The following is a 23,926-nucleotide window of genomic DNA, read 5'->3' on the forward strand; positions in this document are numbered from 1 at the left end:
CACCCCTATGGAGAAAAAGTTAATGTCAAAGAAGAAACCTTCTTTCCCTGTAAATGAGAAGCTCCTTGCTTATTTAGACAATTACGGAAGGACTACTAAGGTTTCTATTTCTTATGAAGATCTTTTACGCTTTTCTGGTGGTATTACTGTTTATGATAAGGAAGATAATGACACGCTATGGATACGCGTGTACTATCCCGAGTTTGAACAAAATGAAATTGAATATAATCTCAAAAGTATATATACCCAACTCCACTCTGATGGTAATGAGAATATTTTTGACTATTTAAAAATAGCCGGCATAGACTACTGCACTTTTGGAAACTCTAAGCCTTTTCGCATCAAAGTATTAAATGTGTACAATAATAACTATGTATACTTTTATGTAAAACAGGCAGATGCAAGTAGAATTTATGGGCTAGAACTAGAACATATACTTTCTCCTAATAGGATTAATTTCTTAGTTTATAAAAACACTCTTATTGAAGAACATATTGCCGGTATTCCTGGTGACGAATTTATAAATGAGCATCTTAAGGAGTGTGATGACCTAGGGCTTGCCCAAATAGCAAAGGAGTTTGTAAAGTTTAATGAACGTTGCATGATCACGCTCTTAGGAGACATGAGATCGTATAATTTTGTAATTATACCTACACACGATTTTGATCTAGTTCGTTATAAAATACGCGCGATAGATTTTGACCAGCAGTGTTATGAAGGTAACTTTAAAGTCTACCAACCAGCAATTTTTAAAGAAAATATAAAACTTGTAAGGCTTGTTGCAAAGCGCTTAGACAACCGCTCTATCGAGCAATATCGCAATGAAGAAAGAGCTTTACTAGCAAAGCGAATCATAAATGGTAAAAAACGCCTCACAAGATTACTTAGAGTAATGGCAACTGATAATATCTCACCACGCGACCATGTCAAGCAATTGAGAGCAGATATTTATGACTTTACAAACGATATGAAATTTAGACGTGCAGCAAATATGGGAGCTATACTGAGAGCAGCCTTAGAATTTGTAAAACGTAACTATGAAGACATCAGTTTAAAGAGAATTATAAAAGATATATAACGCTTCAAAAACTAGCGACATAAAAAAAGCGTAGCACTGCGTGTGCTACGCTTTTTTTTATATCAGAACTGGTTATTACTATTTCTGTTCTTTATTAAAGTACACTAAGTAATAGTACATCTGTTTTTCTTCGTCCCATCCTTTTTCAACAAACTTCTCTGCGCTTTCTCCATTGATAAAATCTAGTTTTATCTGGATATTAGTATCAAGATTAATAACACTCTTGATCTTCTTACGCTGTGCTGTTACTGCTTTGTTGCTTATAGAAAAATCGGTAAGATCCTCTATTTTATATTTTGGAGATTGCTCTGTTTTATAGTTTCTAAACTCAGGTATTAAATCTGGATTTTCAATCACCTCATTCATAAAAGCAGACTCGTCAAAGGTATCGTTCTTTGCAAAGTGATTTACCGCACGGTTCATAAAAAGAACTTCTTCCTTCTTATCCTCTGCAGGTAATACAACGTCTTTTGCAAAGTCTTGACAGAACTTCAAGTACTTTTTAGTGTAGAAAGTCTCATCTTCAAAAATCTCAACTCCTAAGAAATTCTCTAGCCAGTACTTCGTATCATAGCGGTTAGAATCTACAGAGAGTACTTTATACCCCTCCTCTTCTTTATGATTAAAAATCAAACACCCTTTATCTAGTTTATTAAGATTAATCCCTTGCTCAAGAATCATCTCTAAGTTTGTCCCGCTTTCGCGAAACTGTAAGAAATCCTGTTTAAGTTCGCTCTTAAAGATCCCTATCGCATCTGTTTTAATATTATCTATCTGCACACCATCTAAGTGTACGATGTATAACTCTCCTGGTTTGATATGCGGGTGATCACTTTGTCCATAAAGATGCTTTGCGATATCTTCAGAAAGTAAGTGTGTACCACTTGGATTATCAAATATTTTCTTTGCTAGACTAAAAAGCGTGTTAAACTCTATATCTTGTTCATGGAAGAATTTATAATAATTCTCCTCTTTCTCACGAAAAGGCTTAAAGAAAAACTCCTTAATAAGTGGTGTAAGTTCATCACTTAATGGATATGGATCTTGAGATACAAAAAGCCCTTCTGCTTTACCTTTATTTCCAATACGGTGAATGGAAAGTGATTCTATCTGGGCACTGTATAAGTTTATCATTTGTAGGTATAGGTTGTTAATTATGAGCTTGCAATAGCAGGCTCAAGGTACTACGTAAAATTTAAAGCAAACTAGTTCCAGTTTTCATCAAAACTAAGATCGTCAAAATCGTCGATGTTATAGTCGTCATTAAACTCATCATCATCGTCGTCCTCTGCTCCTAGCTCCTGATCTTCCATTTCAAACTCTGGCGCTTGATCTGGCACTTGGCCTTGTACATACATCAAGTTAGGATATGTCATGCCATCTTCTGGCTCTGTAATTTCAGCCAGTTCTACTAGAAAACGCCACATATTTAAAAAGTCATACACATAGATAAGACGTGTCTGGTGTTCTCCTAAAAGACCATCTAGCGAAGTCTCATTCATAATACGTAGCTGGCTCTCACCTTCTCCCATATCAAATTGTGCAAACTCCTCTCCTTGCATCCATGTATCATCACTTAAGTAAAAAGCGGCAACCTCTGCTCCATCAAATCCAAAAGACTGATTTATAGCATTATGTAAATCTTCTAAAGTATCTGTTGCTTCAATTTCAAGATCGCGAAAAACGTTTTCTTCTGTGTCTAGAATTGCTCTAAAACGGTAAATCATTGTAAAAATTTTAAGATGGTAAAGATAATTGGTTTTAAACAACTACGCAGGAGAGAGGGCTCCCCTTTTTGGGAAACTTTCTAACAATACGTAGAATTGTGCGCCAAACAATAATGACGACACTACAAGGTGTAAAGGTTGCGTACCAAATGGAAAATCTATGTAGTACATAGCAATCCCAGTTACTACCTCCAGCCCTATAAAAATAAGCACCCAGTTCAGCAACTTAGTATGACCTAAAAATAAGCTTCTATTACGCCAGAAAATATAAAGATTCAATAGCGTTACAAGTATTGAAAAAGATCTATGCACATAAAACCATATTGTTGCAGGATTCAGCCATAAGCTTTTAGCCTCATAGCCTACTTCGGCCACACGCTCGTCTACATATTGACGCACTTGCGTTCCTAGGGCTATCTGCACAAGTGTGAGTAAACTTGCTATGACTATTAAGTTTTTAAAGCGTGGGTCATAAATACGCTTTCGCGAAAGCGTATCCTGTACACCTTCCTTTATCTGAGATTTCCACCATAAGAACAACAATAAGGCTACAATAAATAACGCCGCTATCATGTGAATGGTAATCTTAACAGGAAGTAAATTTGAATCTACCACTTGCTTACCAAGCCATGCTTGAAAAAGCATGAGAGGTAATACCATGAACGTGGCAAAAATGAGCCATTTATTACCTTTCCAATACCAGAAAGCTAGGATAACCATGAGTAACATAGGGATTCCTGCAAGTGCAGTTACAAGCCTGTTTATATACTCTATCCACGTATGCCACACATTAAAACTAGCATAATCATGCTTCTCATACGTCTCCCAGTTTGCTTCGTTATAAGAATCTCCAGAAGTAAAATCTGTAGGAGCAATACGCAATGATTCCTCTAGTATGATTACTTGTCCATCTTCATACAGATGGTTAGGCTCCCATCGCAGCTCGCTCTCCTCTGTAGGTGGTACCAGATACCCAAAACACTGCGGCCAGTCTGGACATCCCATACCACTTCCCGTCATACGTACCACTGCTCCAGCAATGATAATTAAGTATAAAAATATAATGGATATTTTAAGAAGGCGTCTGTACCACATAAGTGTTCATTTTTAAGAGGTGCAAAAATACAAAACGACCTTATTTTAAATCTCGTTTGGTGTTCAAAATACTTGAAAATTGGGACTGCTTTTAAAATGCATTTTCTAGTCTTAATTACACTTTAACTAAAAGCTTTTGTCTCTACCAGAACTGTCTATTCATTTCTTTTAACCCCTATACAACAGCCATCTAGGTAGTTAATCGTGAGTAATTATGATTATATCGAAAAATCTCACTTTTGAATTACTGACTTACAGTCAATTACTATTTTTACGACTGGTTAACCCAAATCTATTGCTATGAAATTCATTACAACAGTCCTCTTTGTTGCATCATTACTTTGTTCGATACAGTCCTTTGGCCAAGTAGGAATAAATACTACGTCACCTGCTAGTACTCTTGACATTACAGCTAGTAACGAAGCCCTGCCTAGTAATACAGATGGAATCTTAATTCCGAGAGTACAAGCTTTTCCTGTTGTTGACCCTACAGCAGATCAAGATGGTATTTTAGTCTTTTTAAATACTACAGACGGTTCTGATAATCGTGGCTTTTATTACTGGGATCACTCGCAAACGAGATGGGTAGGTTTTGCAGATGAATGGAGAGATGGTATAAACGCATCTGGAGATGATTTAATCTTTGCATCTCAAGCTAGTACTACAGGCACACAAATCGTGATTACAGATGATGGTCGTATAGGTTTTGGGACAGAAGATCCTATAGAACGCTTTGAGTTTAGAGGTCCTGGAGATAATGATTTTCAAATTACAAGTGCAAATACTAACCCACCTAATGTAATTGTTTACAATACAGGAGGAACACTAGATAGTCCAACAGCACTTGCTAGTAATGGTGAAGTTGGTTCATTTATAGCAAAAACTCACGATGGTAATGGTATACAAGAAATAGGTGGTTTTAGATTTTATATGGACGGCATGGCCTCTCCAGGAAATACGCCATCTCGTTTTGTAATTAATACTACACCTCAAGGTGCTACTACTCAACGTGAACGCATAATTGTAAGAAGCACGGGTAATACTGGACTTTCTGAAGCAAACCCTACGGCAACTTTACACATAAGGCCAGGTACAACAGCAGCACAATCTGCACCTATAAAGTTAAGTCAAGGAACCATCATGACTACACCAGAAGCTGGAGCTCTTGAGTATAATGGAACTAATCTCTATTTTACGGATAATACTGGTACTCGCAGAATAATACAAACAGGTAGCGGCGCTACTAGCCCTACAACAACATCGGCATCTATATATTATAATGTAGCGGCTAATAGCACTACAGATTCCTACGGTGTGTATATCGCAGGTGCACAAGTTGGAATGTCTTGTTCCTGTGCCCCAGCCACAGCACTTCCGGCTGGATTAACTTGGAGCTGTTATATATCTGCCGCAAATACAGTTACGGTTAGAGTTGCAAACGCAACCAACGCTCAAATTACGCCAGGAAATATTGTCTTTTACATTACAGCAATCAGGCAGTAAAAAGACCTAAAAATTTATAGATAATTTTAATATTCTAAAAGAGCTAAACTCAATGTGTCTAGCTCTTTTTTTTTGATTGATGTATTAAGAGGTGGATGAAAGTTGGAGACATTCACCCTTAGCGTATAAGATGTTGATAACGTTGAAAGAATAGAGCTATTGAATATAATACTGTGTAGTATATTGTGTATAATTTACCTCACTAATATGAAATCATTACTATTAACATTATTTTCAACAAAAAGAGGTTTAAAAATTTTAGACGAAGAATTTGAAGATGACTTATACAGGAAAAGTCTCTTGATTTTTGGTGTTTATGGAATGATTCAATTTATAACCGATTTTGAACAAGAAGCTTACGAAAATGGAATACTTCAAATTTTCTTAGAGTTTGGATTGTCTATTTTATTCTCGATTCTAGTTGGCCTAATATTTTCCTACATGTTATACCAGGTTGGAAAATGGTTTAATGGAAATAGTAATTTTATTGAGATATTTTCTCTTTTAGCATACTCATATTTCCCAATTATTATTGGATTTATAATTATTATAATATTAAAAAAATCTAATTATGGAATCGGAGGCATAAAAAACACTAGTTTATTTAATTTTATTTTGCTGCTGAGTTGGTTGCTATCTGGAAAAATAATATTTCAAGGATTATTAATGTTTAACGACTACGGAACAGCAAAAGCAATATTGAATTTGTCAATTTTAATAGCACTTATCGTTGGATTATATTTTTTACTTCCATATTTAATCATATCATAAAAATTACAATTCTAAAGCAGATTAATTTAATTCTCATAGAATTTAACTGGTTAGAACTCAATACCATCATGCTATATGTTACTGAGAGTTTAAAATTTTATAAGACATATCTAAACTATGTACCCAAAAGCTATTAGATATATAGTTCTCCTTTTTCTCTTAAACCTAATAATATTAGTGATTAATATCATTTATAGGGATCCTTTTGCCTCCGTGATATCTGATTTAGACTATTCAAAATTATTCCTATTTCTAAGCGGTATTAGTTTAATGATATTTGTCATTTTATCATCGTCATACAAAGAATTTAGAGTATTAATTATAATCGCGTCCATTTCATTTCTATCCTTATCAATATTCTTTAATCTGAGATTAGCAAAGGCAAATTTTAACCGAATTCAATGCAACAAAAGCCTTACAGAGTATTATGATTATTTTGAGGTTGATTCGTGTGTGGAAATCACAAAGAAATTTAAGCAAGATGTAATCAATCAAGAGATAAAGTACTTTCAAAGAGAATACAACCGAAATAAGGAGTTTGAAGAAAGAATCAGAGATCAATATGGAATAAAGTTAATAGGAGAAAACTGCACACAATTTACTGCTATGCAGTGCTACAATGAGCTTGTTAAGGATTATATCGCTAAGAAAGAAGAGTAATATAAACCACTAATTATTTTCGCGAAAGCGTAACACCCCATAAAAAAAACCTGCTATCACTAGCAGGTTTTTTAGTACTCTATAATATGTTACTGTGATTACACGTGTAAAGCTCTGTCTTCCGTAGCAGCTAGTGCTGCTTCTTTTACAGCTTCTGCATATGTAGGGTGTGCGTGGCTCATGCGTGCAATATCTTCTGCACTTGCACGGAATTCCATTGCGGTTACACCTTCAGCAATAAGATCTGCTACACGAGCTCCTACCATATGTACTCCTAGTACCTCATCTGTTTCCTTGTCTGCAAGGATTTTTACAAATCCGTCGGTATCACCACTCGCGCGGCTACGTCCTAGTGCACGCATAGGGAACTGTCCAGACTTGTATGCTACACCAGCTTCTTTAAGTTGCTCCTCAGTTTTACCTACAGAGGCAACTTCTGGCCATGTGTACACAACACCTGGAATTAAGTTATAATCAATGTGAGGTTTTTGACCTGCCATGATTTCGGCAACAAGTGTTCCTTCTTCCTCAGCTTTGTGAGCGAGCATTGCTCCTTTAATCACGTCACCTATTGCATAAATGTTTGATACATTAGTTTGCAAGTGCTCGTTTACCTCAACTTTTCCTCTCTCATCTGTCTTAATACCTACAGCATCAAGATTAAGACCATCTGTATAAGCATGACGTCCTACGGCTACAAGCACATAGTCTGCCTTAAACTCAACTTCTTGACCTTTCTTATCTGTCGCTTTTACAGTTACCTCATCTCCATTTCTCTCTACAGCAGTAACACCATGAGAAAGTGCAAATTTCATTTTTTGCTTCTTGAAGACTTTAAGTAATTCTTTACTTTGCGCGCCATCCATAGTAGGGATAATGCGATCCATATACTCTACTACGGTTACCTCTGCGCCTAGACGCTTGTACACTTGACCAAGTTCAAGACCTATTACTCCTCCACCTATTACAACTAAGTGCTTAGGTACTTCTGGAAGTTTTAACGCCTCTGTAGAAGTAATGATACGCTCTTTATCTAGTGTGATAAAAGGTAATGTACTAGGCTTAGAACCTGTGGCAATAATGGTATTTTTTGCCTCAATAGTTTCGTTCTTTTCACCAGCAATATTGATGTGCGTAGCATCTTTAAAAGATCCTACACCTTGATAAACGTCTATGTTATTTTTACCCATCAAGAACTCGATACCCTTTGTAGTAGTATCTACAACGCCTTGCTTACGCGAGATCATTTTCTCAAGATTAAGGCTTACTTCGCCTACGTCTATTCCGTGATCTTCAAAATGTTTTATGGCGTCTTCGTAGTGGTGAGAAGAGTCTAAAAGTGCCTTAGAAGGAATACAACCTACGTTTAAGCAAGTTCCTCCTAGTGTACTATATTTTTCTATAATTGCAGTTTTCATTCCTAGTTGTGCACAGCGTATTGCTGCAACATATCCTCCAGGACCAGAGCCTATAATGGCTACATCGTATGAACTCATAATTTATTTTTAAAAGTTATTCAAAGATACAAATATGAGCAGTAGTTTAAAACATAAACAAGACTCCTTTTTTTGTATAAACACATCATAACGACAAGTACTAATTTTCCATAAAAAAAGCCCTCTAGTGAGGGCTTTCCTGTTTGCGCGAAAGCGAAAAAGTACAACTTACATTGCTCCCCATTCTTTAAGAGAGTCCATGTTCATTTTTACATAATCTTGATTCTTTGCTTCCTTTGCTCCTTCTAGAGATGCTTGTGCCGCCTTGATAGCACCTTTCTTGTTACCTACTTTTGCAAGTAATAAAGACTGCTGGCGTAGTTGCCAGAATTTTGGCTCCTTAGTCATAGACATTGCTTTCTCCATGTACGTATTTGCCTTTTCTAGAGATTGACCAGTGCTTGAAAGATATACTGCAGCAGCATAATAATCATTTACTCCTGGTCCAGCCATGATTTTATCAATCTGAGCCATTACCGTCTCGTTTGCTGGTACATTAAAAGGTACTGCAACAAACGTTTTATCCCACTGCATTGTTAAGTGTGCACCCTCGTTAGTAATGTGGTTGATTCCCATAGTAAATGACTCTGCAACCATGTTACTCATTTGTACTTTTGCTGTAAACGTAGCTGCTACTTTACTATCATCCCAAGTTGCTGGAGTTCCCCAGTTGCTTGTATCATTATAAAAATATACTTCCCATGCATCTTGCGTAGGCTTAGTAAATACAGCATAAGAACCTGCTTTAAGCTCTTTCCCTCCTACTGTTACTGGAGTAGAAAAGCTTACCGTAGTATTTGCATTTGCTCCCGTACGCCACATTGCACCATAAGGCACTAGATCTCCCATGATGGTACGTCCTTTCATTGCTGGGCGTGAGTATTCTAATGTAACATCTGTAAGACCTACTACTTGCATCACTTTGGCCGCTGGGCTAGGTGCTGGTGTGTCAATTTGTGCAGTAACGCCCGCAGTCATAAGACCTAAGAAAGCTACAAAAAGTAATTTTTTCATTGTTGTTGTTTTTTTAGTTAATGTGATTTTTAACGCTTTCGCGAAAAAGTCTCTCACAAAAATAAGGCGTTCTAAAGGGGTAAGTGTTAACAAAATCTTAATATCAGCGCATTCTCTTAAATGGCTTAAAACCGTTTCTTTCCATAATATGTATTTAGTGTGTGCCGCTACTCTTGATGCTTCTGTCTGCTTTACTCTTTAAATAAGGTACTCATATAGTAATGCGTCAAAATGATATATTATTTTAATTTAATTTTTGTTTAACCTTTTAGTACTTGTAATTAAACATTTTGATTGTATTTTTAAACTCTCAATAAAGCGACTATGAAAATCTATCAAATACATACCAAGCAAAATGTTCCCATCACGGTGGAAGAAGCTTGGAATTTCTTATCAAACGCTCGTAACCTAGGTACCATCACTCCATCGTATATGAACTTTAATATCTTATCTGGTGCAGATAGACCTGTGTATGCAGGACAGCTTATACGATATACGGTGACTCCTATTTCTAACATTAAAATGAAATGGGTGACAGAAATTATAAGTGTAAAGGAAGGAGAGTACTTTGTAGATGAGCAAAAATATGGTCCATATGCATTATGGCACCACAAGCACTTTATCAAAGCAATACCGGGTGGTGTAGAGATGGAAGATATTGTAGACTATGCAGTACCCGCAGGATTCTTAGGTAGACTAGCACATCCCTATCTAGTACAACCTAAGCTTGATGAGATTTTTGAATATAGAAAGAAAGCGCTTGAAGAAAAATTTGGAGTTTATAAAGCTCCCACAGAAACAACAACTTTAAAACAAGATATAATCGCATAACTGCATCACCACAATAACATATAACACTATGGGCAAAAACATACTATTAATAGGAGGAAGTCACGGGATTGGTTTTGAAATAGCCAGCAAATTACACCACGATCACACAGTATACGTAGCATCGCGTACTAATGAAAATCTTGGAAATCTTGATGTAAATTACATCGAGTATGACACAGAAAAAGACGAACTAGATTTGAGCCAGCTGCCAGATCATATCGATGGTTTTGTATTCTGCCCAGGGACTATCAACCTTAAGCCTTTTAAAATGCTAGGTGTAGATACTTTTAGAGAAGACCTAGAGATTAACTTTTTGAGCATGATTAAGGTGGTGCACCAAGTTATGGAGCACTTAAAGAAGTCTGAGCAAGCGAGTCTAGTATTCTTCAGTACCGTAGCAGTTAAGGTAGGTATGCCTTTCCACACGAGTGTAGCAGCTGCAAAAGGCGCTATCGAAGGTTTTGCAAAAGCACTAGCAGCCGAGTATGCTCCTAAGCTTAGAGTAAACGTGATTGCTCCATCGCTTACAGATACCCCTCTTGCCAAAAGATTATTGAGCAATGACAAGAAAAAAGAAATGATGGACGCTCGTCACCCGCTTAAACGCGTAGGTACTAGCCAAGATATTGCAAACATTGCAGCCTTTTTATTAGGCGACGAGAGCTCTTGGATCACTGGGCAAGTGATTGGCGTAGATGGAGGAATGAGTACGCTTAACGTAAATTAAACCCCTACATTTATAATTATGGGTGGTACGCTTTCGCAAGAGCGTGCAACTCATTATCACAAGGCTCAAAGATGCGATTAGTATCTTTGAGCTTTCTTATGCAACAACTATGAGCAGTAATAAAGTAAATATTTTTTGGTTTCGTCGTGATTTACGATTAGATGATAATGTAGGATTTCTTGAAGCACTAAAAGGTGACTTCCCGGTGCTTCCTATCTTTATATTTGACAAAGAAATTCTCGATAAATTACCAAAAGATGATGCTCGTGTGACGTTCATTTTTGAAACGCTGCAAAATATGCGTAGCACCTTGCAGGATGAGCATGGTAGTTCGCTAGCCATGTATTACGATACGCCAGAAAAGGTATTTACACAGCTCAGTAAAGATTATGAGATTGCTACGGTTTTTACAAATCGTGATTATGAGCCGTATGCAAAGGAGAGAGATGAGGCGATTACATCATTGCTAGAAGAAAATGACTTTGAATTTAAAACCTTCAAAGATCAAGTGATTTTTGAAAAAGACGAGGTGGTTAAAGGCGATGGCGATCCATACGTAGTCTACACACCATTTAAGAACAAATGGAAAGAACGCTTTGATGCAGATAAAGATCTTACCATACACTACACTTCCCAGCATCTCAACAATCTTATAGAACACAGTCGCCTGCCTAATCTGAGTTTATCAGACATGGGGTTTGAAAAATCATCTATTGAGGTTCCTGAGTATGACGTTACTCCTACTCTTATTCAGAATTACGAAGATACACGCAACTTTCCTGCACAAGATGGCACCTCACATTTAGGGCCGCACTTGCGTTTTGGGACGGTAAGTGTACGTAAAATGATGAAAAAAGCCATCGCAGAAACCAATGAGATTTTCTGGAGCGAACTCATATGGAGGGAGTTTTTTATGCAAATTCTGTATCACTTCCCACATACAAAGGATAAAGCCTTCAGATCAAAATACGACCGTATAGACTGGCGTAATAACGAAGAGGAATTTGAAAAGTGGAAAAATGGCGAGACTGGTTATCTACTAGTAGATGCTGGTATGCGCGAGCTAAACACTACGGGATACATGCACAACAGAGTGCGTATGCTGGTGGCGAGCTTTTTATGTAAGCACTTACTTATTGACTGGAGATGGGGAGAAACTTATTTTGCCGAAAAACTACTGGATTACGACATGAGTTCAAACGTAGGAAACTGGCAGTGGGCAGCAGGTTCTGGTGTAGATGCAGCACCTTACTTCCGCATATTTAATCCTATGACGCAGGTGGATAAATTTGACAAGCAAAAAGAATACATCTCAAAGTGGATTCCAGAGCATAACACAGATAAGTATCCTGAGAAAATGGTAGATCATAAAGAAGCTAGAGAGCGTTGTTTAAAGACGTATAAGGAGGCGGTGGCTTAGTATGCTTTCGCGAAAGCGTAACGACACAAACAGCAAATTTCAAAAAACCTTACAAAAAGAATATAGGTTTAACAACGCTGCTAAAATTTTCATAAAGAACACATAATTACTTTTGACGCGTCTCGTACTTACTAGAGATTTGTTTCAAAAATTATTATGAAAACAACAACCATAGCAAATATACTCACGATTATAACCATACTAGCCATCGGTTATTTTGCATTACCAAAACTGATAGGTCTTGAGCAAAGCGTTAAAGGTTTTTCTAATTTTAATGAGGTAATAGGAATCCCAAACAACATCGCGCGATACGTGACGGGAGTTGTAGAGTTAATCACAGCCATCCTCCTTATACTCTCGCTTACGCTTAAAAGAAAAACAGAAGTTGCACACATTTTGGGTTATTTACTACTAACCGGAACGATGCTAGGTGGACTACTCACAGAGTATTTAATACGCCCTGAGCCTAAAATGATGCTCGTATATATTGCCATAGCTTTACTTATAATTGCTGTGTACCAACTTTTAAATACGTACGCGCTTAAAACCGTTGATCATGAATAACTCACTAGATAAAGTAATACTCATCACAGGTTCGTCAAAAGGGATAGGCAACGCGACAGCAAAACTACTTGCAGCACATGGCGCAAAAGTGGTGATTAACTACGCATCAAGCGACAAGGAGGCTTCTGAAACATTAGAAACCATAACAGAAAACGGTGGTGATGCGATTGCTATAAAAGCAGACGTAAGCAAGCCAGAAGATGTACAAGAATTATTTGATAAAACGATTGCTCATTACGGCAAAGTAGATGTGCTTATCAATTGTGCTGGGATCATGAAAAACAAGCCTTTTCAAGATATTGAACAAGATGATTTTACATCACAATTTGATGTAAATGTGAGAGGTGTTTTTAACACGATGCAGCGCGCATACCACGACCTTTCAGATAACGGAACTATCCTTAATTTTTCATCCAGCACTACAAAAATGATGTTGCCTAGCTACGCTATTTACTCGGCAACCAAAGCTGCTGTTGAGCAAATGACGCGAGTAGTAAGTCAAGAAATAGGACGCGGTATTTCTGTAAACTGTATTGCTCCTGGCCCTACAGAAACAGATTTATTTCTAGAAGGCAAATCTGCCGAGTTTATAGAGCAACTTAAAAGTAAATCCCCATTCAACAGACTAGCACAACCAGAAGATATTGCAAAAGCAGTTCTCTTTATGGTAAGTGACGACTCAAAATGGGTCTCTAGCCAAGTGCTATACACAAACGGCGGTATCGTATAGTTTTCTTTTCGCTTTCGCGAAAGCGTATTTGTTGCAAGCGCCTTTTTAAGCGCTTCGCTCTCTATGCCAATTCAATGTATATTTAGATCGAATAAACGAGACTAGACGTTAAAAAGAATCAGGAATTCCTTTAGCTATTAGGAAGTGTATTTCTTTTATATCATGGGCTATTGTACATAAATTTGAGAAAAATATCAAAAATATGAAGGTGCACGTTTTTTTAGGAGAGTTTAAAACTAGAAAAGGCGCGACATCTTATACTGAATCATATTGGGAACCTGAACCTGATGAATCTGTATCTGATAGAGATTACGAAATATGGGAAAATAGTAATCCAAAATGGAAAATGAAATCTGATTTAAACTGTTATTTGGATGGAGATTTTATTGAAACAATTACTGAGGGTAACAAATTTGAATATCTATATGGAGTGATACAAAACCCAGAAAGCATAAAACATTTAAAAACAGAACTAGACAAGAAAGTACTTGTTCTAATATTTGAAAAGGGAATAAATAGTCAAAAATCTAAATTAAAATCAACTGAGATTTTAGAATATATAGGAGTTTTTGAAAGTACTTTGAAATAAAACATCCGTTAGACTAAATATCCATACTCCAACCCTGCAAGAGCTAAGCTAATTTCAAACTTTAAATAATTTAGGTTTACCCTTATAACAAGTAATGGCTTCCTTAAAAGGATTAAACATAACTGCAAATAATTCTAGCATGTTGCCGTAACCTTCTTTCATTATTCTTTCGTGAAAGCGTACTTTTCATATATTAGTAGCTAATAATCAACCATGCTATCATCCATACTCACTTTCTGGAAGTCCTTATCATACACTACCAGATTCTCCGTCATAGCTTTTATCGCAATACTTCCTATGGGGCTCTTTAGTATGGGAATTCTAGGAGCGTTACTGTATTATCCCGTTTCATTCTTCTTGACCTCCTATCCTACCCTCAATGACTGGACTGGTGATTGGGTATGGCCAGCAACTATAGGTGTTGGGATGTTTTGGTCTTTTGGCTTTATCTGGGCTGGGCTTGCTTGGCACTTTCTGCGTAGTAAGATACATTCTCTACATGTGCTCAGAGTGATGTATGCGCTTATATGCTGGGCTTGGGCTGCAGTATTATGGTATGGAGTGATAAGCAGCAACCTATCGTAACGATATCATTTTCTGGAGTTTTGATTTTGTGTATCTTAGAAGCTACCAACCAAAATGTTAGACTTTAATGAAAAAATTGACACTCCTCTACGTTTTGAGTATGATCACGCTAAGCGTCTCTGCTCAAAAACTATCAAAGAACAAACAAGCGGTAATCGCCTCTGTTGAAAAACACGAAAAAGAACTCATCCGCATTTCTGATGAAATATGGTCTATAGCCGAAACTGCTTTTGAAGAAACCCAGTCGGCTGAAATTCTAGCTAGTTATGCTGAGAAAAATGGATTTAAAGTAGATCGTGGCGTTGCAGGAATGCCTACAGCTTTTGTTGCTACGTATGGATCTGGAAGCCCTGTAATTAGTGTTCTAGGAGAATTTGATGCACTACCGGGACTTTCTCAAAAGACAGAGCCAACAAAGAATCCGCTCAATGAAGGCGAGCCTGGTCATGGCTGTGGTCACAATATGTTTGGCGCAGCGAGTTTAGGTGCTGCCATTGCCATAAAAGAACAAATAGAAGCCGGAAAAATCAAAGGAACCGTAAAATTTATGGGAACACCTTCTGAAGAAAAGTTCTTTGGGAAAATATGGATGGTGCGTGAAGGTCTCTGGGATGATGTAGATGTAAATATTTCTTGGCATCCAGCAGCAGAAATGAAAGCAGATGTACAAAGCTCTCTTGCGCTTGTAGATTTTAAAATAGAATTTTTTGGTCAAGCAGCACACGCCAGCGCAGACCCATGGAATGGACGCTCTGCCTCTGATGCACTTGAAATTTATACAACAGGTGTAAACTATTATCGTGAGCACGTAAAACCTACCGTACGCATGCACTACCACATACAAGATGGTGGTCAAGTGGTAAATGTAGTTCCAGATTACTCGCGTCTATGGATGCGAGTGCGCGACACAGAACGTAAAGGGATGATGCCCGTGTATGAGCGCTTACAAGAAATGGTAGAGGGCGCGGCCATCCTTGCCGATGTAGATTATAAAGTGTCTCTTATTTCTGGGATTTATGAAGTACTCGTCAATAGAACTGGTGGAGCAGTAATGCAAAACAATCTTGAGCTTCTAGGACCTATTAATTATACGCCAGAAGAAATTACCTTTGGTAAAAAAATTCAAGAAGTAACTGGAAAGCCTCAAGTAGGAATGGATAGTGCTATCAAACCACTTGAAGCGACTAGAGAAAATCCAGGTGGCGGTAGTACAGACGTAGGTGATGTGAGCTGGAATGTTGCAAACATCAACCTTGGTGTTACCACTGCTCCTAAGGATACACCGTGGCACTCATGGGCTGTCGTGGCTTGCGGCGGGATGTCTATTGGTCACAAAGGAATGACATATGCCAGTAAAGCAATGAGCATGACGATGCTTGATCTTTTTGAAAATCCTACACTTGTTAAAGAAGTTAAAGCAGAATATAAAGAACGTAAAGGCGATGCCGTGTACGAAGCAATTATACCAGCAGGACCGCCGCCAGTAAATCAAGGGAAGTAATGATGACTAACAAATTATTTACATACGCAGTAGCTCTTATAGTTACTGCGTTATGCTTTTACTCTTGTGCAGAAAAAACAAGCACAACACCCACTAATCTAGACTCAGCGTCAGGATTTCAAGTTGCGATAGATCATTATGCGATTAACGTAGCAGATCTAGATCAGAGTGTCGCTTTTTATCAAGAGGTTTTCGGTTTGAAGGAAATTAAGGATGGCACAGAGCAGCCACACATAAGGTGGTTTAGACTAGGATCATCGCAAGAATTACATATCATTGAAGTAGATAGCCTTGATAAGAAAATACCTAAAGGAGTTCACATTGCGCTTGCTGTAGGTGATTTTGACCGCTTTCGCGAAAGCATAGAAAAAAGAAACCTCAACTACTATGACTGGCCAGGAAGTGCTAGCCAAATTTCAACACGACCTGATAAGGTACGCCAACTCTACTTCCAAGATCCAGATGGATATTGGGTGGAAGTAAATAACGGTAATCAGTTTAATAACTAAAAACCACATCATGTCTAAAATCGAAACTATGAAAGAAAATGCCATTGCTTTTTACAAAATGGCATATGAGGGAAATCCGCGAGAGGCGGTTTCTTTATACGTAGGTGATGAATATATACAGCACAATCCCGACGTAGAAAATGGTACTGAAGGATTCATCACCTACTTTGAAAGAATGCAGGCTGAGTATCCAGAAAAGTCAATCAACTTTGTACGCGCCATTGCCGAAGGTGACCTTGTTTCCTTACACACGCATCAAATATGGCCAGACGATGATCAATACATCACGATGGACTTTTTTAGATTTGACACCAACGGAAAAATCGTAGAACACTGGGATGCTATCCAGCAAATTCCAAAAACATCTGCAAACCCAAATACGATGTATTAAAATCAGGTCTTAAGTCGCTCGTTGCCTAGAGTGACTTAAGACTTCATTAAATCTATTTCCTTAAGATTTTCAATACGGTTTCTTTTTAAGAAATCGTCAATGCTTTCAAAGTGTTCAATAACTCGCTTCTCCTTAAATTCGAATACCTTCTTAGATAGTCCTTGTAAAAAATCACGATCGTGAGAAACAAGGATAAGTGTTCCATCAAAGGTTTGTAGTGCTTCTTTCAAGACATCTTTAGACTTTATATCTAAGTGGTTTGTAGGCTCATCCAGTATTAATAAGTTTACTGGATCAAGAAGCAACTTCACCATTGCTAGTCGCGTTTTCTCTCCTCCAGAAAGTACACTTACCTTTTTATCTAGATTATCTCCAGAAAACATAAAGCGACCTAATATATTTTTAATCTGCGTGCGCATATCACCTTTGGCAACCTCATCTACTGTTTGAAAAACGGTAAGATCTGGATCTAATAATGCAGCCTGATTTTGAGCAAAATAACCCACTTTTACATTATGCCCTAGTTCGCAAGCACCTTCTACCTCGATTTCACCAAGAATGGCTTTAATCATCGTCGATTTTCCCTCGCCATTTCTACCTACAAAGCTCACTTTTTCGCCTCGAGCGATATCCATATTTGCACTACTAAAGACCGTATGATCGTCATACTTCTTAGTAAGATCTTTCACTTTTACAGGAAAATCTCCAGACCTAGGCGCTGGTGGAAATCTCAATGCTAGTGCTGAGTTATCTACCTCATCAATCTCAATGATGGTAAGCTTTTCTAGCATACGCTCACGAGAAGAAACTTGGTTAGTTTTACTATAGGTTCCTTTAAAACGATCTATAAAGGCTTGGTTATCTGCAATAAATTTTTGCTGCTCTTGGTAGGCTTTGATTTGATGTGTACGACGATCTGCACGTAGCTCAAGATAGTGTGAGTAATTTGCTTTGTAATCGTAAATGCGTCCCATCGTAACCTCTATCGTACGATTTGTAATATTATCAATAAACGCCTTATCGTGAGAGATCACAACCACTGCCTTTGCCTTATTCAACAAGAAATCCTCTAACCATATCACTGACTCAATATCTACGTGGTTTGTAGGCTCATCCAATAAGATAAGATCTGGTTTTTGTAGTAAGATTTTGGCTAGCTCAATACGCATGCGCCATCCTCCAGAAAATTCGCTCGTAGGTCTTGTAAAATCCTCACGTTTAAACCCAAGTCCTTTTAATGCTTTTTCAACTTCCTCTTCATAATTTACCTCCTCAATCGCATAAAACTTCTCTCCAAGATCTGTCACCTTGGTAATGATATCCATGTATTCCTTAGACTCATAATCTGTACGAGTTTCCAGCTCCTTATTAAGACGAGCCATCTCCTCCTTCATTGTAAATACAGTAGAAAAAGCCTTAGAAGCCTCCTCCATTACCGTACAATCATCATCTGTAAGTAAGTGCTGTGGTAAATATGCTATGACTGCATCCTTTGGAGTTCGAACATTACCGCGAGTAGGTTTTAGCGCTCCTGCGATAATTTTCATCATGGTAGACTTACCAGCTCCGTTTTTACCCATGAGGGCAATTTTATCATTCTCATTAATAGAGAAAGAAACATCTGCAAAAAGTGTGTCTCCGCTAAACTCAACGGCAAGGTTATCTACTGCAATCATAATATAAATTTAAGATTGTAAAAATACTATATTAAGTGGTGCTGTGTGAAGATTAGTACGCTTTCGCGAAAGCGTAATTTTCAAACATTAATCTAAGCGAAAAGATAAAAAATTAGCATACTATTCTTCTGCTAGTTCAAAAGTCAGAGGTAGCATTGCTCCCACCTTACGTGCTGCCATCGCACCGCCTGTATAAAATACATCAACAGGACTGTGATTTCCGAATGAATCAATAAAAAATGAAGCTGTAGCTTCAAGTTTTGATTGCTCGTCTTGGTTATAAAGAATCTGGATATCTTCTTCAAGAAGGGTTACTTCATGGCCTTTATCTGTAGCCATTATCTTAAAAGGCGCATATGGAGCAGTCTCATATTTGTCTAGAAAAACTCTATACTTTTCTTCTACCAATTTATGATCACGTAGCGCTCTCAAAAAGTGAAGTAGTGAGCCCTTATATTCTGCAGTTCTATTTTTTGAAATCTTACGGCTCGTTTTTTCTTTAATGTTTTCAAAAAACACAGTGCCCACAAAAAAGGACTTGCTCGCCATATTAAATCCATTGAGACTTTTCTCATAAGTAACCTCAAAGTCCATGAGATCATAAGATACGAGATACCCTAAGTTTTTATTTCTAATCCTAATAGGCACATTGCTGTCTGCATACAGCATTCCGTTAGTAGCACTATATCTCAACCGAATATCTTTCTCATTAAGAATTTTGACATCCTTTGTATTTAATACAGAACCTATAAAGTGCTTTTTAAAAGCCCTCATTTTACGTTCTCTTGACCATGTATCATCATCTAATATTACCTCATCTAGTGAATCGATACTTTCTTTGAGGTAAAGCGTTCCTAAAGAGCCTAGTTGATTGTGAGGGATAATAAGCGTCTCAAAACCTAAAACACTTATAATAAGTTCGGTTTGTATCGCATTATCTCTAGTGATTTTGAAATCTCCTTGCGCATTAGATATAGCGCCAATTGTGGTATTATTAAAATAGACAGAAGCATTCTCGATGGCAAGACTGTCTTGTGTAGCTAGTAGTGTTCCTGTAATTACATCTTGAGCGTGTATTGTTATCGCAAAAAGAAAAAAGACAATACAACTAGCTACTTTCATAAGATATAAATTACGACAACATATTATTTTTTAAGAGTAAATTTATTGATCTAAACCACTTGCTGCATCTTCGTCCATAAACCAATGAAGTTCTCCAGAGAGTGGTGAAACAAGACTTGCTGGATAATCTCTGAAATCTTCTTCTTGATTAATGATTGTTTTCACCTTTTCTTCTTTTGAAGCTCCAGTAACTAGAAATGCTACAGCTTGCGCATTATTGATAATATCGCCCGTAATACTCACGCGTTGTTGTCCAGATTCTGGATGTGTCGCAACTTCACACCAGTTTGATGAGTCCCACAGTTCTATCTCATGAGGAAATATAGATGCAGTGTGACCATCATCTCCCATACCAAGTATCACTAAATCAAATTGAGGCACCTCATTTTCTGAAGCGAGCGTACTTTCTAAAACCTCTGCATAGCGTATAGCTTCTGCTTCTGGATTATTTTCGCCAAGGATGCGGTGTATATTTTCCGCAGGGATATTGATTTTTGAAAAAAGATGATCGACTGTCATTTTGTAATTGCTTTGCTCATCTGTAGGAGCAACACAACGCTCATCTCCCCAGTAAAACTGAAACTTAGACCAGTCTGTATCTTTATGCTTCTCTGCAAGTAGGTCAAAAACAATCTTAGGAGTGCTTCCTCCAGATAGTGCTACAGTAAAACGTTCTTTACCGCTTGCAGCTTCCATTAAATAAGTAGCAAAATCTTGAGCTACTTCTTGCTTTGTTTTTGATATATGTAGTGTCATTGTTTTCTATTATATAACTGCAACTGCAGAAGCTAGTTAATATGGGTAAAACTCAATATTGTTATTCTATCACACAGTATCCTGGATCATCTGCTAGATGGGCTCCTGGATTACGCCAGCCGCCACGACCTTCTATGAGATCATCTGCAAATTCTGGTCCCCAGACTCCTGCTGCATAACCATACATCTTTACATCACGACTTGTCCAATATTCTAGTATAGGATCTGTAAATCTCCACGCAGCTTCTACCTCGTCTGCACGAGAATATAAAGTAGCATCACCTTGCATTGCATCAAGCAATAGACGTTCGTAAGCCTCCATAATATCTGTATCACCTAAGCTAGAGTAGTAAAAATCAAGATTACCACGTTCTACCTTAAATCCTTGTCCTGGCACTTTCACACCAAACTTTACTAGGATACCTTCATCAGGTTGAATACGTATGATGAGTTTATTATCTTTATTAATGTCTGAGTTTTTAAAGATCTGGTGGTGTGGTGATTTGAAGTGTATCACAACTTCTGTAACCTTAGTAGGCATACGTTTTGCCGTACGCACATAAAAAGGAACATCTGCCCAGCGCCAGTTATCTACAAAAAACTTAACCGCAGCATAAGTTTCTGTAATACTATCTGGATCTACATCTTCTTCCTCACGATAGCTATTTACACGCTCACCATCTATCTCACTACTTAAATACTGTCCGCGTATCGTATTTTTATCAAGCACCTCTGGGTCTGTCATTAATCGTAATGACTTGAGAGCTTTTAATTTTTCGTTACGTATTTCTTCTGGATCTGCACTTAATGGTGGTTCCATTACTATTAATGCAACGAGCTGTAATAAGTGACTTTGAAACATATCTCGCAATGCTCCAGACTTATCATAATAACCACCTCGAGACTCTACACCTCCACTCTCTGCATTTGTAATCTCTACGTGATCTATGTAATCACGATTCCATAAGGGCTCAAATATGCTATTTGCAAATCGAGTTACAAGTATGTTTTGAACGGTTTCTTTACCTAAATAATGATCAATTCTGTAAATCTGCGATTCTTTAAAATATCTGTGTAATCCCTCGTTAAGTGACTTTGCAGTCTCAAGACTGTATCCAAAAGGTTTTTCTACTATAAGTCGTTTCCAACCTAGACGCTCATCATTTAGTCCTTTTGCTGTAAGATTCTTTGCTATGGCTTCAAATAAACTAGGAGGTGTAGATAAGTAAAAGATGATATTATTATCACACTGGTATGTGGTATTGATATCTTGTATACGCTCATTAAGCTCACGGTAATCTACATCGTATTTTTTATGGAGATCTTCATAAAATAACTTTTCAGAAAATGCGGCAATAAACTCCTCACTATCATCTAGATATTTGCTTTCTAGCGCTACGCGTTTTCTAAACTCCTCATCGGTCATAAAACTACGCGCCACACCAAGTACAGCAAAATGCTTAGGTAAGTGTTTATCTTTATATAATTTATATAGAGCAGGAACTAATTTTCGAGCAGTGAGGTCACCCGAGGCGCCAAAAATGACTAATAACTGATTCTCTGTCTTGCGCATATGAATAACTTATTTAAGGTGCTTCAAAAGTATTGAAACTTTCGTCCATTCCCAACCGACTTCCCTACCACTTACTCACAAAAACAATTATTTTTCCACTATTTTTGAAGAGCAATGCCCACTGATAATTTTGAGCTGCTTTTCTGAGCATATTTGTGGGGAATGAAACTTTACTTATGAAAAATTCTTACGATTTTGGCTTGGTTGGACTGGGCGTAATGGGACGCAACTTTATATTAAATGTAGCCGATAATGGCTTTAGCGCGATGGGCAATGATCTTGACCCAGAAAAAGTGCAAGCGCTTATAGAAGAAGGCGGTGACCCAAAACGCGTAGATGCTACGGTTGATGTATCCGCTTTCGCGAAAGCGTTATCATCCCCACGTAAAATCATGCTACTAGTACCCGCAGGTAAAGTAGTAGACATCGTCATAGAAAGTTTACTACCACACTTAGATAAAGGAGATATCATCATAGACGGAGGAAACTCTTTCTTTACCGATACCGACCGAAGAGAAGCTTACTTATCTGAAAAAGGAATTCACTTTTTTGGAGCAGGAGTTTCTGGAGGAGCAAAAGGCGCACGTATAGGACCTAGCATCATGCCTGGAGGGTCAAAACCTGGATATGCAGCGGTACAACCCATTTTTGAAGCAGTATCTGCCAAATATAACGGAGAACCTTGTGTTGCTTACTTAGGACCTAAATCTGCTGGAAACTATGTGAAAATGGTGCATAACGGTATTGAGTACGGACTTATGCAACTCACTTCTGAGATATACGACGTGCTTAAAAAGGCAGGAAACTTATCTAATCAAGAACTGCATGAGACCTATAAATCATGGAATGAAGGACGTTTACAATCCTTCTTAGTTGAAATTACATCAGAAATTTTTGCCGAAAAAGATACCCTTACTAGTAGCGACCTTGTAGACCAGATTCTTGATAAAGCAAAACAAAAAGGAACAGGAAAATGGACTTCGCAAAATGCGATGGATCTTGGTATTCCCGTACCTTCTATTGATATCGCTGTGAGTATGAGAGAAATCTCTGCACTTAAAGATGAGCGCACCATTGCAGACTCTCTGTACGATCGTCCAGAAGTGGCAACAATGGATAAAGCAAAGCTGACTAAACTTACAGAAGAAGCGCTTTACTTCTCTTACATTATTACTTATGCTCAAGGTTTGCATCAGCTAGCAGACGCATCTAAGGAATATGGATATGACCTCGATATTGCAGTAATTGCAAAAATATGGAGAGCTGGATGTATCATAAGAGCAAAGCTCCTTGCAGATATCACAGATGCATTTACAGAAGATACAGAGCTACCTAACCTTTTATTATCTCCATCGTTTATTAAAAAAATACAAAGCACTGTGGACTCAGCTAGAGAACTTGTTGCTTACGGAGCTATTAATGGAATCCCGCTTCCTGGAGTATCAAACTCGTTAACGTATTTTGACGCTTATACTTCTACAAGATTACCGCTTAATCTTATCCAAGCACAACGAGATTATTTTGGATCGCATACTTACGAAAGATTAGACCGCGAAGGAATCTTCCACACAGAATGGGAGAAATAAGAACGCAATAATTAATATCACC

The 23,926-nt window shown here is 37.7% G+C and carries 23 protein-coding genes; 14 read left to right on the plus strand and 9 right to left on the minus strand.

Annotation, left to right across the window (positions count from 1 at the left end):
• Nucleotides 1–7: 7 nt before the first annotated feature.
• Complete coding sequence (locus tag ACJJVU_RS11135) at nt 8–1,078, plus strand: hypothetical protein (RefSeq protein ID WP_298324259.1); 1,071 nt, start codon at nt 8–10, stop codon at nt 1,076–1,078.
• Nucleotides 1,079–1,156: 78 nt separating this feature from the next.
• Here the strand turns inward: ACJJVU_RS11135 and ACJJVU_RS11140 are convergent, their stop codons facing one another.
• From ACJJVU_RS11140 to ACJJVU_RS11150, 3 genes are all read right to left on the minus strand, one after another.
• On the minus strand, nt 1,157–2,212 hold the full coding sequence (locus ACJJVU_RS11140; protein ID WP_405225361.1) for a nucleoid-associated protein: 1,056 nt from the start codon (nt 2,210–2,212) through the stop codon (nt 1,157–1,159).
• A gap of 71 nt (nt 2,213–2,283) precedes the next feature.
• Nucleotides 2,284–2,805, minus strand: coding sequence for an IS1096 element passenger TnpR family protein (locus ACJJVU_RS11145; protein WP_405225364.1), 522 nt, complete (start codon nt 2,803–2,805; stop codon nt 2,284–2,286).
• 42 nt (nt 2,806–2,847) lie between these two features.
• A complete protein-coding gene (locus tag ACJJVU_RS11150) occupies nt 2,848–3,900 on the minus strand; it encodes a COX15/CtaA family protein (RefSeq protein ID WP_405225367.1) in 1,053 nt (350 codons plus the stop codon).
• 300 nt (nt 3,901–4,200) lie between these two features.
• Here ACJJVU_RS11150 and ACJJVU_RS11155 point away from each other — a divergent pair, with 300 nt between their 5' ends.
• Together ACJJVU_RS11155 and ACJJVU_RS11160 are read left to right on the plus strand one after the other, a co-directional pair.
• Nucleotides 4,201–5,403 carry a hypothetical protein gene (locus tag ACJJVU_RS11155; RefSeq protein WP_405225370.1) on the plus strand — a complete coding sequence of 401 codons (1,203 nt, stop codon included), beginning with the start codon at nt 4,201–4,203 and terminating at the stop codon, nt 5,401–5,403.
• A gap of 207 nt (nt 5,404–5,610) precedes the next feature.
• The gene (locus tag ACJJVU_RS11160; protein WP_405225373.1) at nt 5,611–6,174 is read left to right on the plus strand and encodes a YIP1 family protein; all 564 of its coding nucleotides are present in this window, start codon (nt 5,611–5,613) and stop codon (nt 6,172–6,174) included.
• Between the two features lie 758 nt (nt 6,175–6,932).
• Here the strand turns inward: ACJJVU_RS11160 and lpdA are convergent.
• Both lpdA and ACJJVU_RS11170 read right to left on the minus strand, forming a co-directional pair.
• Complete coding sequence (lpdA, locus tag ACJJVU_RS11165) at nt 6,933–8,330, minus strand: dihydrolipoyl dehydrogenase (protein WP_405225375.1); 1,398 nt, start codon at nt 8,328–8,330, stop codon at nt 6,933–6,935.
• 168 nt (nt 8,331–8,498) lie between these two features.
• Nucleotides 8,499–9,344 (minus strand): DUF2911 domain-containing protein, encoded by an 846-nt coding sequence (locus ACJJVU_RS11170; RefSeq protein ID WP_298324245.1) that lies wholly within the window; start codon nt 9,342–9,344, stop codon nt 8,499–8,501.
• A 324-nt stretch (nt 9,345–9,668) separates the two neighbouring features.
• On the opposite strand from ACJJVU_RS11170, the gene ACJJVU_RS11175 reads away from it, so the two are divergent.
• The 10 genes from ACJJVU_RS11175 (at nt 9,669) to ACJJVU_RS11220 (ending at nt 17,191) form a co-directional block, all read left to right on the plus strand.
• Nucleotides 9,669–10,175: a cell division inhibitor gene (locus ACJJVU_RS11175; protein ID WP_405225378.1), complete on the plus strand. Its 507-nt coding sequence runs from the start codon at nt 9,669–9,671 to the stop codon at nt 10,173–10,175.
• 28 nt (nt 10,176–10,203) lie between these two features.
• On the plus strand, nt 10,204–10,902 hold the full coding sequence (locus ACJJVU_RS11180; protein WP_379953067.1) for an SDR family NAD(P)-dependent oxidoreductase: 699 nt from the start codon (nt 10,204–10,206) through the stop codon (nt 10,900–10,902).
• Nucleotides 10,903–11,011: 109 nt separating this feature from the next.
• A complete protein-coding gene (locus ACJJVU_RS11185; protein ID WP_405225381.1) occupies nt 11,012–12,322 on the plus strand; it encodes a cryptochrome/photolyase family protein in 1,311 nt (436 codons plus the stop codon).
• A gap of 156 nt (nt 12,323–12,478) precedes the next feature.
• Nucleotides 12,479–12,886, plus strand: coding sequence for a DoxX family protein (locus ACJJVU_RS11190; protein ID WP_405225384.1), 408 nt, complete (start codon nt 12,479–12,481; stop codon nt 12,884–12,886).
• A complete protein-coding gene (locus tag ACJJVU_RS11195; RefSeq protein ID WP_405225387.1) occupies nt 12,879–13,616 on the plus strand; it encodes an SDR family oxidoreductase in 738 nt (245 codons plus the stop codon). The genes ACJJVU_RS11190 and ACJJVU_RS11195 overlap by 8 nt, the downstream gene beginning before the upstream one ends.
• Nucleotides 13,617–13,818: 202 nt before the next feature.
• The gene (locus ACJJVU_RS11200) at nt 13,819–14,205 is read left to right on the plus strand and encodes a hypothetical protein (protein WP_405225390.1); all 387 of its coding nucleotides are present in this window, start codon (nt 13,819–13,821) and stop codon (nt 14,203–14,205) included.
• Between the two features lie 213 nt (nt 14,206–14,418).
• Nucleotides 14,419–14,790, plus strand: coding sequence for a hypothetical protein (locus ACJJVU_RS11205; RefSeq protein ID WP_405225393.1), 372 nt, complete (start codon nt 14,419–14,421; stop codon nt 14,788–14,790).
• A gap of 67 nt (nt 14,791–14,857) precedes the next feature.
• Entirely contained in the window at nt 14,858–16,291 is a 1,434-nt protein-coding gene (locus ACJJVU_RS11210; RefSeq protein WP_405225396.1) for an amidohydrolase, read from the plus strand.
• Nucleotides 16,291–16,800 carry a VOC family protein gene (locus ACJJVU_RS11215; RefSeq protein WP_405225399.1) on the plus strand — a complete coding sequence of 170 codons (510 nt, stop codon included), beginning with the start codon at nt 16,291–16,293 and terminating at the stop codon, nt 16,798–16,800. Before ACJJVU_RS11210 ends, ACJJVU_RS11215 begins: the two co-directional genes overlap by 1 nt.
• Nucleotides 16,801–16,810: 10 nt before the next feature.
• Nucleotides 16,811–17,191: a nuclear transport factor 2 family protein gene (locus tag ACJJVU_RS11220; RefSeq protein WP_405225402.1), complete on the plus strand. Its 381-nt coding sequence runs from the start codon at nt 16,811–16,813 to the stop codon at nt 17,189–17,191.
• Between the two features lie 35 nt (nt 17,192–17,226).
• Here the strand turns inward: ACJJVU_RS11220 and ACJJVU_RS11225 are convergent, their stop codons facing one another.
• The 4 genes from ACJJVU_RS11225 to zwf all read right to left on the minus strand — a co-directional run bounded on the left by ACJJVU_RS11225 (nt 17,227) and on the right by zwf (nt 22,318).
• A complete protein-coding gene (locus tag ACJJVU_RS11225) occupies nt 17,227–18,867 on the minus strand; it encodes an ABC-F family ATP-binding cassette domain-containing protein (RefSeq protein WP_405225405.1) in 1,641 nt (546 codons plus the stop codon).
• Nucleotides 18,868–18,987: 120 nt separating this feature from the next.
• Nucleotides 18,988–19,989 (minus strand): carboxypeptidase-like regulatory domain-containing protein, encoded by a 1,002-nt coding sequence (locus ACJJVU_RS11230; RefSeq protein ID WP_405225408.1) that lies wholly within the window; start codon nt 19,987–19,989, stop codon nt 18,988–18,990.
• A gap of 42 nt (nt 19,990–20,031) precedes the next feature.
• A complete protein-coding gene (pgl, locus tag ACJJVU_RS11235; protein ID WP_405225411.1) occupies nt 20,032–20,745 on the minus strand; it encodes a 6-phosphogluconolactonase in 714 nt (237 codons plus the stop codon).
• Nucleotides 20,746–20,806: 61 nt separating this feature from the next.
• Complete coding sequence (zwf, locus tag ACJJVU_RS11240; protein WP_144783694.1) at nt 20,807–22,318, minus strand: glucose-6-phosphate dehydrogenase; 1,512 nt, start codon at nt 22,316–22,318, stop codon at nt 20,807–20,809.
• 176 nt (nt 22,319–22,494) lie between these two features.
• Between zwf and gndA the strand changes: the two genes are divergently transcribed.
• Entirely contained in the window at nt 22,495–23,904 is a 1,410-nt protein-coding gene (gndA, locus tag ACJJVU_RS11245) for an NADP-dependent phosphogluconate dehydrogenase (protein WP_405225415.1), read from the plus strand.
• Nucleotides 23,905–23,926 lie beyond the last annotated feature (22 nt).

The organism is Dokdonia sp. Asnod1-B02 (assembly GCF_045063955.1).
Taxonomy (GTDB): Bacteria; Bacteroidota; Bacteroidia; order Flavobacteriales; family Flavobacteriaceae; genus Dokdonia.

Bases quoted from the DNA above. Each gene is read 5' to 3' on its own strand.
- ACJJVU_RS11135 (WP_298324259.1), top strand. From the start codon at position 8: ATGGAGAAAAAGTTAATGTCAAAGAAGAAACCTTCTTTCCCTGTAAAT.
- ACJJVU_RS11140 (WP_405225361.1), bottom strand. From the start codon at position 2,212: ATGATAAACTTATACAGTGCCCAGATAGAATCACTTTCCATTCACCGT.
- ACJJVU_RS11145 (WP_405225364.1), bottom strand. From the start codon at position 2,805: ATGATTTACCGTTTTAGAGCAATTCTAGACACAGAAGAAAACGTTTTT.
- ACJJVU_RS11150 (WP_405225367.1), bottom strand. From the start codon at position 3,900: ATGTGGTACAGACGCCTTCTTAAAATATCCATTATATTTTTATACTTA.
- ACJJVU_RS11155 (WP_405225370.1), top strand. From the start codon at position 4,201: ATGAAATTCATTACAACAGTCCTCTTTGTTGCATCATTACTTTGTTCG.
- ACJJVU_RS11160 (WP_405225373.1), top strand. From the start codon at position 5,611: ATGAAATCATTACTATTAACATTATTTTCAACAAAAAGAGGTTTAAAA.
- lpdA (WP_405225375.1), bottom strand. From the start codon at position 8,330: ATGAGTTCATACGATGTAGCCATTATAGGCTCTGGTCCTGGAGGATAT.
- ACJJVU_RS11170 (WP_298324245.1), bottom strand. From the start codon at position 9,344: ATGAAAAAATTACTTTTTGTAGCTTTCTTAGGTCTTATGACTGCGGGC.
- ACJJVU_RS11175 (WP_405225378.1), top strand. From the start codon at position 9,669: ATGAAAATCTATCAAATACATACCAAGCAAAATGTTCCCATCACGGTG.
- ACJJVU_RS11180 (WP_379953067.1), top strand. From the start codon at position 10,204: ATGGGCAAAAACATACTATTAATAGGAGGAAGTCACGGGATTGGTTTT.
- ACJJVU_RS11185 (WP_405225381.1), top strand. From the start codon at position 11,012: ATGAGCAGTAATAAAGTAAATATTTTTTGGTTTCGTCGTGATTTACGA.
- ACJJVU_RS11190 (WP_405225384.1), top strand. From the start codon at position 12,479: ATGAAAACAACAACCATAGCAAATATACTCACGATTATAACCATACTA.
- ACJJVU_RS11195 (WP_405225387.1), top strand. From the start codon at position 12,879: ATGAATAACTCACTAGATAAAGTAATACTCATCACAGGTTCGTCAAAA.
- ACJJVU_RS11200 (WP_405225390.1), top strand. From the start codon at position 13,819: ATGAAGGTGCACGTTTTTTTAGGAGAGTTTAAAACTAGAAAAGGCGCG.
- ACJJVU_RS11205 (WP_405225393.1), top strand. From the start codon at position 14,419: ATGCTATCATCCATACTCACTTTCTGGAAGTCCTTATCATACACTACC.
- ACJJVU_RS11210 (WP_405225396.1), top strand. From the start codon at position 14,858: ATGAAAAAATTGACACTCCTCTACGTTTTGAGTATGATCACGCTAAGC.
- ACJJVU_RS11215 (WP_405225399.1), top strand. From the start codon at position 16,291: ATGATGACTAACAAATTATTTACATACGCAGTAGCTCTTATAGTTACT.
- ACJJVU_RS11220 (WP_405225402.1), top strand. From the start codon at position 16,811: ATGTCTAAAATCGAAACTATGAAAGAAAATGCCATTGCTTTTTACAAA.
- ACJJVU_RS11225 (WP_405225405.1), bottom strand. From the start codon at position 18,867: ATGATTGCAGTAGATAACCTTGCCGTTGAGTTTAGCGGAGACACACTT.
- ACJJVU_RS11230 (WP_405225408.1), bottom strand. From the start codon at position 19,989: ATGAAAGTAGCTAGTTGTATTGTCTTTTTTCTTTTTGCGATAACAATA.
- pgl (WP_405225411.1), bottom strand. From the start codon at position 20,745: ATGACACTACATATATCAAAAACAAAGCAAGAAGTAGCTCAAGATTTT.
- zwf (WP_144783694.1), bottom strand. From the start codon at position 22,318: ATGCGCAAGACAGAGAATCAGTTATTAGTCATTTTTGGCGCCTCGGGT.
- gndA (WP_405225415.1), top strand. From the start codon at position 22,495: ATGAAAAATTCTTACGATTTTGGCTTGGTTGGACTGGGCGTAATGGGA.